1 protein-coding gene is annotated in these 327 nt (G+C 31.2%); it reads left to right on the top strand.

Annotated features, from left to right (window positions below; translation table 11 throughout):
• On the top strand, window positions 1-327 hold a 327-nt coding region (locus tag V7137_RS23810), incomplete at both ends, for a hypothetical protein (protein WP_335700367.1).

Genomic DNA, 327 nt, shown 5'->3' with positions numbered 1-327 from the left:
ATCCTCTTCTGGTGATAAAGATGATTCCAAAAAAGATAAGAAATCAAAGTCAGGATCAAAAGAGTCCAGCAATAGTTCTGAAAAGAAACAAAAAAATACGACTAGTAAAGATAAATCTGCTATGAAAAAAGAAGAGGCCATTAAAGAAGTAATAGTTGAACCTAACAATACATTGGTTTGGGCACAACCAATAAAAATTGAATCAAAGATGGTTCAAACAAAGGATGAGTTTGCTTCTAATAACTTAAGGATTAAGAAATCTCAAACAGAAGAAAAGGACTTAGCCAAAAATTCCACTGATATGAAAAAGTCTGAAGAAGATATTTC

Source organism: Neobacillus drentensis (assembly GCF_036962765.1).
In the GTDB taxonomy this organism is placed as follows: Bacteria; Bacillota; Bacilli; order Bacillales; family Cytobacillaceae; genus Neobacillus; species Neobacillus drentensis_C.
Note: the sequence above shows the minus strand (reverse complement) of the source record. Positions and strands in the feature narration are given on the sequence as shown.